Origin of the sequence: Mesorhizobium silamurunense, assembly GCF_014843825.1 — a bacterium.
In the GTDB taxonomy this organism is placed as follows: Bacteria; Pseudomonadota; Alphaproteobacteria; order Rhizobiales; family Rhizobiaceae; genus Mesorhizobium; species Mesorhizobium silamurunense.
This window is the reverse complement of record NZ_JHQR01000240.1, coordinates 1-1,936: the sequence shown is the minus strand read 5'-3', so window position 1 is coordinate 1,936 and position 1,936 is coordinate 1. Positions and strand designations below refer to the sequence as shown.

1 pseudogene is annotated in these 1,936 nt (G+C 57.5%); it reads left to right on the top strand.

Annotated features, from left to right (window positions below):
* Positions 1-1,692 precede the first annotated feature (1,692 nt).
* Positions 1,693-1,936: pseudogene (locus tag DH10_RS25670) on the top strand (ABC transporter substrate-binding protein); the annotation flags it as partial.

Sequence of the window (1,936 nt, the reverse complement as noted above, 5' to 3'; positions counted from 1 at the left end):
ACTGGATAGAAACTGGGGGCAACGTCACCATCGGTCGAGCGGAAGTGCCTCGGCGCGCCGCATTGGACGCCAAGCCGGCCGAGATTTGGAACCCCATCGTGCGCGGCTGCTGGATCGGGCTGCCTCGCAGTCGCATGTGAGCGTGCGAGCCTTGTCGGCGGAGCTTGCCGAGCGCGTCATCTCGGCATCCCCCGTGTCGGTGTGGCGTGTGCTGAAGGAGGCCGGGTTCAGCTTCAAAAAACGCTATTCGCCAGCGAGCGGGACAGGCCGTCGATTGCGCGACGACGGGCGCAGTGGAGAAAGTACCAGGGCAGGCTTGATCCACGGCGCCCGGTGTTCATTGACGAAAGTGTGCTGCAGAGCAGCGGAAGGAGTTCAACATGAACTAAGACCGTAGCGTAAAGCTGCGTGAATGATGGGGGACGGCCCTCCGGGATCGGCTTTCAGGAGCAGGTCTCAAACCAGTCCGCGGACAGGCCGTCGATTGCGCGACGACGGGCGCAGTGGAGAAAGTACCAGGGCAGGCTTGATCCACGGCGCCCGGTGTTCATTGACGAAAGTGTGCTGCAGAGCAGCGGAAGGAGTTCAACATGAACTAAGACCGTAGCGTAAAGCTGCGTGAATGATGGGGGACGGCCCTCCGGGATCGGCTTTCAGGAGCAGGTCTCAAACCAGTCCGAGCTGCTGCGGTAAAGAGCCGTGGTGGTGAGCGTCGGATGAAAAGTTCGGACGAGATCCGAGCAGGTTCAAGCGCTTTCAGTCTCATAAGACGCGTGCCAGCCTCTTCGTGAGAAAGCTGGCGCGGGAAAATCCAGGACTGTTTGTGCACTGGAAGGCGTTCGGAACGAATACGTTTGCCTGATGGGAGCGGTGTGAATCGAGAGGTTCACGCACCGTTCTGCGAGAGGCCGGCAGGTGAAACTCCTCCGGCCTACTCACCCAACCTGCAGAAGGCGACGACCAGCGCTTTCTCTTCCTTTGAGAGCACTGTCGAGCGCACATCCTTCGGACCAATCGGCGTGTCGGTGACGAAGTCGCGCTTCTTTCACTTCGTCACCGTCTTGGGGTTTATGCCGTAGCGTTCGCTCAATGCCTGGATCGAAGCTTTCGATCACTGTATCGCAGCTCGGACCGCGTGAGTGGTCGTGGCGCTCCCGTGAAGTATCTGTACCGTAATGTGTGCTTGTCGATGGCTGCATCAATGCTACCATCACACCGTGGGACTAAACATCTATGGAGCCTCATGTGAGGGCGAGTCTGCTGATGTGCGGTTTTAGTTTTAGACTGCCGTGCGGCCGACGCCAATATTGATGCAGCCAGATTGGCAGTTCATGGCCTCGACGGTCGGAATTCGGATGGGCCCATTCACGGCTTCGACACCTCTGCCCACCTGGCGGCAGGGCGCTGAACGCGCGCGCAAGCGGCATTTCCGTCGATGCGATAAAATTACCTCAAACAGATCACAGCACGAATGGAAAAAAAATCGCCCGCCAGTTGATTTTAATTCGACTGCCCAAAGTCGTCCCTTTCTGTAACCTGTGCCCCGCGTGCAGAACATTCCAGCGCAGAGTCCAACTCTTTTACACATCTTTGGTGCCAAAAGCGGTGCTTTTTGTGTGCTGGTGCAAAACTGCGGCCGGTAACTAATTTGGGGAGGTTCAAATGGGGTATTTTGCTAGGCATGGCAAACCTATGCCTAAGGTCTTCGATAGTCTCGCCGAGGAAGCAAAAAAGGACGGGATGGACCGGCGCGAGTTCCTGGCGCTCGCTTCCATTTTCGGTGCATCGACGGCTATGGCGTACTCGATGCTGGATGCAATGCCGTCGGCGCATGCCGAAGAAGCGCCTAAGAAAGGCGGTACTCTGCGAATTGCTACGCAGGTTTATGGTCCGAAGGATCCGCGCGTAAATGACTATCCAGGAGTGGCTAACGTCT